5 protein-coding genes are annotated in these 6,555 nt (G+C 69.4%); 3 read left to right on the plus strand and 2 right to left on the minus strand.

All coding sequences use genetic code 11. The features are described 5' to 3' along the window. Window positions 1-32: 32 nt before the first annotated feature. Complete coding sequence (locus tag ACRVYW_RS05745; protein WP_431802565.1) at window positions 33-662, minus strand: acetate uptake transporter family protein; 630 nt, start codon at window positions 660-662, stop codon at window positions 33-35. Beyond that, window positions 662-2,170: an alanine/glycine:cation symporter family protein gene (locus ACRVYW_RS05750; protein ID WP_431802567.1), complete on the minus strand. Its 1,509-nt coding sequence runs from the start codon at window positions 2,168-2,170 to the stop codon at window positions 662-664. The genes ACRVYW_RS05745 and ACRVYW_RS05750 overlap by 1 nt, the downstream gene beginning before the upstream one ends. A 179-nt stretch (window positions 2,171-2,349) precedes the next feature. Between ACRVYW_RS05750 and nusA the strand changes: the two genes are divergently transcribed. The 3 genes from nusA (at window position 2,350) to infB (ending at window position 6,521) form a co-directional block, all read left to right on the plus strand. Beyond that, window positions 2,350-3,339, plus strand: coding sequence for a transcription termination factor NusA (nusA, locus tag ACRVYW_RS05755; RefSeq protein WP_431802568.1), 990 nt, complete (start codon window positions 2,350-2,352; stop codon window positions 3,337-3,339). Window positions 3,340-3,348: 9 nt separating this feature from the next. Then, window positions 3,349-3,600, plus strand: a complete 252-nt coding sequence (locus ACRVYW_RS05760; protein ID WP_431802570.1) for a YlxR family protein — start codon at window positions 3,349-3,351, stop codon at window positions 3,598-3,600. Between the two features lie 92 nt (window positions 3,601-3,692). Beyond that, the gene (gene infB, locus ACRVYW_RS05765; RefSeq protein WP_431802572.1) at window positions 3,693-6,521 is read left to right on the plus strand and encodes a translation initiation factor IF-2; all 2,829 of its coding nucleotides are present in this window, start codon (window positions 3,693-3,695) and stop codon (window positions 6,519-6,521) included. The last annotated feature ends 34 nt before the right edge of the window (window positions 6,522-6,555 follow it).

A 6,555-nucleotide genomic window follows, 5' to 3' on the forward strand; every position in this document is an offset into this window, starting at 1 on the left:
GCGACGGGATGGCGAGAGGGCGCGACGTGCGGTCACGGCTCGGGGTCGTCGCCGCCGGCGATCCACGGGCGACCGAGCGGGACGACGTGGCGGCCCAGTGTCCGCCAGTAGAACTTCTCGATGAGCATGTAGGCGGCCAGTGCAGACGCCGCCATGAGGAACCACGCGCCGATGATCCCGAAGCCGTCGACCCCGCTGAAGGACCCGATCGCCTCGAGTCCGAGGCCGATCCCGACGCACAGGAGCGTGAGGGGGAGGACCGTGTTGTGCGTCGCGCCGGCGATCGCGAAGCCGAACGCCAGGACCGAGAAGATCAGCATGAACAGCGGCTTCGCGATGCCCGAGACTTCGAAGAAGCCGAGCTCGCCACCCAGGAGGAACCCCGGCATGCAGATCCAGTACCAGCCGAACGCGTTGTAGACGATGAAGTGGAAGTCGTCGCCGATGAAGTACGACAGCATGCCGGCCGTCACCTGCACGACGCCGCCGAACGCGGCGCCGACCCAGAACACGGCGCTCTCGTTCTGCACGCCGAGGTGCGCGAGCTGGGCGGTCAGGGTCGCGGTGACGAAGCCCAGCAGGCCGATGAGGCCCGGATCGGCGCGGTTCGACGGGATGTGCGACCGCGCAGAGGGCGTCGCGGCATCCGTCTGTTCGGACATCATTCGCCTCCGCGGGACGGACGGTGGATCGGATCGACTCCAGCCTGGCCCCGTTCGAGGGAGATGTCGAGAGGACCGGTGACGGTCAGCTCGTCCTCCCAGCACTCGATGCCCGTGACGTCCGGCATCCGGTCACGCGTGAAGACGGGATCGCGCCCCGCGCGCCGCTGAGCGGTGTAGTCCTTCAACAGCCGGATGGCGATGGGGGACAGGAGCGCGATCGCGATCAGGTTGATGAGCGCCATGAGTCCCATCACCCCGTCGGCGAAGTTCCAGACGAGATCGGCGGTCACCACCGACCCGACGAGCACCGCGACGATGACGAGCACGCGATACCCCGTGAGCACGGCGGTGCCGCGGGTGATGAACTCGATGTTCGACTCGCCGTAGTAGTAGTTGCCGAGGATCGACGAGAACGCCAGAAGGAACACGATGACGGCCAGAGCGATGTTCGCCCAGGGTCCGAGCGTCGAGGTCAGCGCGCCCTGCGTCAATCCGATGCCGCGCTCGGCGTTCGCGAGATCCGGCACCGAGACGAGGATGATGAACGCTGTGATGGAGCACACGAGGAACGTGTCGAAGTAGACGCCGAGCGTCTGGACCAGACCCTGCTTGACCGGATGCGTGACGGCCGCGCTCGCGCCGGCGTTCGGCGCCGACCCGAGGCCCGCCTCGTTGGAGAACATCCCGCGCTTGACACCCGTCAGCACGATGTAGCCGAATGCAGCGCCGACGACCTCGTTCGGCCCCCACGCCTGAGCGAAGATCTGCCCGAACACCTCGGGCAGCCGGTCGACGTGCAGCGCCACGACGGCGAGGCCGAGAAGGAGGTAGGCGAGCGCCATGAAGGGGACGAGGTACTGCGTCACGGACGCGATGCGTCGGACGCCCCCGAACACGACGAGCGCCGTCAGGATCGCGAGGATCGGTCCGATCACCCACGGCAGCCACGTCGCGACGTCGGCGGACATACCGCCGGCGACAGTCGCCGTGATCGTATTGGCCTGGAGAGAGCTGAATGCGAAGGGGAAGCACACGATGAGGATGATCGCGAAGAGGACACCCATCCACCGGGCGCCGAGTCCTCGTTCCATGTAGAAGGCCGGTCCGCCGCGGAAGGCATCCTTCTCGCGCACCTTGTACAGCTGCGCGAGGCTGGACTCGATGAAGCTGGACGCGCCGCCGATGAATGCCATCAGCCACATCCAGAACACGGCGCCGGGTCCCCCGATCGCGATCGCGGTGCCGACTCCGGCGATGTTGCCGACACCCACGCGCGACGCTGCGGAGATCGTGAAGGCCTGGAACGCGGAGACCGACTGGGGCTCCCCGTCAGCGGTGCGCGGCGTCTTGTCGGTGAGGGTGCGGAACATGTCCGGAAGCAGGCGCAGCTGGACGACCCCCGAACGCACGGTGAAGTAGACCCCGAGGACCACGACGACGGGCAGCACCGCCCACGTCCAGAGGTGATCGCCCCACGTCAGCAGCCATTCGTTGATCGATTCCATCGGCCCAGTATCGCGGGGCGCGCCCGGGCGACGCCATCGCGGCACCGCGCGGCGCGCTCTCAGCCGGCATCCGGTAAAATCAGCAGGATGGCGTGCGGGGCGACCCCCAGATGAGTGAATCCCCGGTGACGGAACCCGGTGGGTGATGCCCGCGCCGAGAGCTGAATAGGGAGGCACCTGTGGACATCGATCTGGGACTGCTGCGGACGGTCGAGCGCGAGAAGGAGATCCCCTTCGACGAACTCGTGCGGATCATCGAGCAGGCGATCCTCACCGCCTATGCCAAGCACACCTCTCCCGACGGCGAGCTTCCCGAGGGCGCGCGCGCCGAACTCGACCGCAAGACCGGTCACGTCGCCGTGTACGTGCCGCTCCTCGACGAGGACGACGTCGTCATCGGCGAAGAGGAGTCGACACCCGAGGACTTCGGCCGCATCGCCGCCTTCGCCGCGAAGCAGGTCATCAGCCAGCGCCTGCGCGACATCGCCGACGACGCGATCCTGGGCGAGTTCCGCGGCAAGGAGGGCGACATCGTCGCCGGCGTCATCCAGCAGGGCCCGAACCCGCGCATGGTCCACGTCGACCTCGGCACGGTCGAGGCGATCCTCCCGCCCGAAGAGCAGGTTCCCGGCGAGGAGTACCCGCACGGTCAGCGCCTGCGCGTCTACGTGACGTCGGTGTCGAAGGGCCTCAAGGGGCCGCAGATCACCGTCTCGCGCACGCACCCGGGGCTCGTGCGGAAGCTCTTCGCGCTCGAGGTCCCCGAGATCGCCTCGGGCCTCGTCGAGATCACCTCGCTCGCCCGCGAAGCCGGCCACCGCACCAAGATCGCCGTCACCGCGAACGACCCGGCGATCAACGCGAAGGGGGCCTGCATCGGTGAGATGGGCCGCCGCGTCCGCGCCGTCACCGAAGAGCTCGGCGGCGAGAAGATCGACATCGTCGACTACGACCCGGAGCTTGCGAAGTTCGTCGCGAACGCCCTGTCGCCAGCGAAGGTGACGTCGAGCTTCATCCTCGACGCGAACACGAAGGCCGTCCGCGCGCTCGTCCCCGACTACCAGCTGTCGCTCGCGATCGGCAAGGAGGGCCAGAACGCCCGCCTGGCCGCAAAGCTGACGGGCGCGAAGATCGACATCCAGCCCGACAGCATCTTGGAAGACAAGTAACGGGGTAGGATGGAACCCGTTCGAACGTGCGTGGGATGCCGCGCGCGCGCTCCCCGGTCCACGCTCCTGCGAGTCGTGGCCCGAGACGGCTCCCTCGTCCCCGACGAGAAAGCCGTCCTGCCGGGGCGGGGCGCGTGGGTGCACGACACCACGGACTGCGTGGAAGCCGCCCTGCGGCGGCGCGCATTCGGACGAGCATTGCGTGTATCGGGTCCGCTCGAGACGCAGACCTTTCAAGAAACCCACCAGCGAAAAGGCTGAACGGCTATGGACACGAAGTGAACGGCTCGAAATGAGACCCGTCCGCATCTAACGGTCTGCCCTGTCCGGGGGAGACCTCAGACAGGAGAATTGTGGCAAACCCACGAGTGCACGAAATCGCTTCCGAGATCGGCGTCGACAGCAAGGTCGCCCTCGCGAAGCTGAAGGAGCTCGGCGAATACGTCAAGAGCCCCTCATCCACGATCGCGCCGCCCGTTGCGCGGAAGCTCCGCGCGGCCCTCGAGGCCGACGGTGCGGCGAAGCCGGCCGATGCGCCCGCCGCGGCCAAGAGCCCGACGCCGTCGGCGCGCCCGTCGAGCGGTGCCCGCCCCGGCCCCGCGAAGCCGCAGGCGCCGACCCCTGCTGCGCAGGCTTCGGCATCCCCGACCCCGGCTGCGCAGGCGCCGGCATCCGCCGCGTCGTCCTCGAGCGCGACGACCGAGTCGACCTCGGGCGCTGAGGCCAAGCCCGCCGCGGCCACGCCGTCGACGGCCACGCCCGGCGCCCCCAAGCCCGGTGGCGCGACCCCCTCTTCGGCGACGCCCGGTGGGGGTGCCTCCGGCTCGGCGACCCCCGGCGCTCCCCGCCCCGGCGGGACCCCGCGCCCGGGCAACAACCCGTTCGCCTCGTCGCAGGGCATGGGGCAGCGCCCCGCCGGCCCGCGCCCGGGCAACAACCCGTTCGCCTCCGCGCAGGGCATGGGTCAGCGCCCCACCCCCGGCAACATCCCGCGCCCGCAGGCGCCGCGCCCCGGTGCACCCCGCCCCGGCGCCCCGCGTCCCGGCGGTGCCGGTCGTCCCGGCGGCGGCGGTCGTCCCGGCGCTCCCTTCCAGCAGCGTCCCGGCGGCGCGGGCCGTCCCGGCGGTGCCGGCGGCTTCCAGCGTCCCGGCGGCGCGGGCGGTCCCGGTGCGCCCGGCGGCTTCGCCGGTCGTCCCGGTGGCGGCGGTGGTCGTGGCCGTGGTCCCGGCGGCGGCACCGCGGGTGCCTTCGGCAAGGGCGGCGGCAAGTCCAAGCAGCGCAAGTCGCGTCGGGCGAAGCGCCAAGAGTTCGAGATGCGGGATGCCCCGGTCGTCGGCGGCGTCAACGTCACGAAGGGCAACGGCGAGATCATTCGCCTGCGCCGCGGTGCGTCGATCGCCGACTTCGCCGACAAGCTCGAGGCCCTGCGGGGCTACACCGTGCAGCCCGGCACGCTCGTGACGATCCTCTTCAACCTCGGTGAGATGGCGACGGCGACCGAGTCGCTCGACGAGGCCACCTTCGAGGTGCTCGGCGAGGAGCTCGGCTACAAGATCCAGATGGTCTCGCCCGAGGACGAGGACAAAGAGCTCCTCGAGGGCTTCGGTCTCGACCTCGAGGCCGAGCTCGAGGCGGAGAGCGAGGACGACCTCGAGATCCGTCCGCCCGTCGTCACCGTCATGGGCCACGTCGACCACGGTAAGACGCGCCTGCTCGACGCGATCCGCCAGACGAACGTCGTGGCAGGGGAAGCCGGCGGCATCACGCAGCACATCGGTGCCTACCAGGTGTGGACCGAGCACGAGGGCCACGAGCGCGCCATCACCTTCATCGACACCCCCGGTCACGAGGCGTTCACCGCCATGCGTGCCCGTGGTGCGCAGGTCACCGACATCGCGATCCTCGTGGTCGCCGCCGACGACGGCATCATGCCGCAGACGGTCGAGGCCCTGAACCACGCGCAGGCGGCGGACGTGCCGATCGTCGTCGCGGTGAACAAGGTCGACAAGCCCGACGCCAACCCGGCCAAGGTGCGCCAGCAGCTCACCGAGTACGGTCTGGTCGCCGAGGAGTACGGCGGCGACGTGATGTTCGTCGACGTGTCGGCGCGTCAGGGCACCGGCATCCAGGACCTCCTGGACGCGGTCCTGCTGACCGCGGATGCGGGACTCGACCTCACGGCCAACCCGAACAAGGCGGCGCGCGGCGTCGCGATCGAAGCGAAGCTCGACAAGGGCCGCGGTTCGGTCGCCACCGTCCTCATCCAGTCGGGAACGCTCCGCGTCGGCGACGCGATCGTCGCGGGAACCGCCTACGGGCGCGTTCGCGCCATGGTCGACGAGAACGGCGACGCGGTCGAAGAGGCATGGCCTTCGCGTCCGGTCCAGGTGCAGGGTCTCAACTCGGTCCCGCGCGCCGGCGACACGTTCATCGTGACGGAAGAGGATCGCCTGGCCCGCCAGATCGCCGAGAAGCGCGAGGCCGCCGAGCGCAACGCCCAGCTGGCCAAGGCGCGCAAGCGCATCTCGCTCGAGGACTTCACCCGTGCGCTCGAAGAGGGCAAGGTCGAGTCGCTCAACCTCATCATCAAGGGTGACGTCTCCGGTGCCGTCGAGGCGCTCGAGGAGTCGCTCCTCAAGATCGAGGTGGACGACTCCGTGCAGCTGCGGATCATCCACCGCGGTGTCGGCGCGATCACCGAGTCGGACATCAACCTGGCCACGATCGACAACGCGATCGTGATCGGCTTCAACGTCCGCCCCGACACGAAGGCGCGCGAGCGCGCGGCCCGCGAGGGTGTGGACGTCCGGTTCTACTCGGTCATCTACAACGCGATCGACGATGTCGAGCAGTCGCTGAAGGGCCTGCTCAAGCCGGAGTACGAAGAGGTCCAGTCGGGCGTCGCGGAGATCCGCGAGGTGTTCCGCTCCTCGAAGTTCGGCAACATCGCCGGTGTCATCGTCCGCTCGGGCACGATCACGCGCAACGCCAAGGCGCGCGTCATCCGCGACGGCGTGGTCATCGCCGACGGCCTGGCGATCGAGTCGCTGCGCCGCTTCAAGGACGACGTCACCGAGGTCCGCACGGACTTCGAGGCCGGTATCGGACTCGGCAAGTACAACGACATCCAGGTCGGCGACGAGATCGAGACGACCGAGATGGTGGAGAAGCCGCGCGGCTGACGTCCTCGTTGTCGTCGTCGCTTCGGCTGCGGCG

Source organism: Microbacterium sp. bgisy203 (genome assembly GCF_965345155.1).
Lineage (GTDB): Bacteria > Actinomycetota > Actinomycetes > Actinomycetales > Microbacteriaceae > Microbacterium.

Excerpts from the sequence above, each read along its gene's own strand:
- ACRVYW_RS05745 (WP_431802565.1), bottom strand. The coding sequence starts at position 662 with ATGTCCGAACAGACGGATGCCGCGACGCCCTCTGCGCGGTCGCACATC.
- ACRVYW_RS05750 (WP_431802567.1), bottom strand. The coding sequence starts at position 2,170 with ATGGAATCGATCAACGAATGGCTGCTGACGTGGGGCGATCACCTCTGG.
- ACRVYW_RS05760 (WP_431802570.1), top strand. The coding sequence starts at position 3,349 with ATGGAACCCGTTCGAACGTGCGTGGGATGCCGCGCGCGCGCTCCCCGG.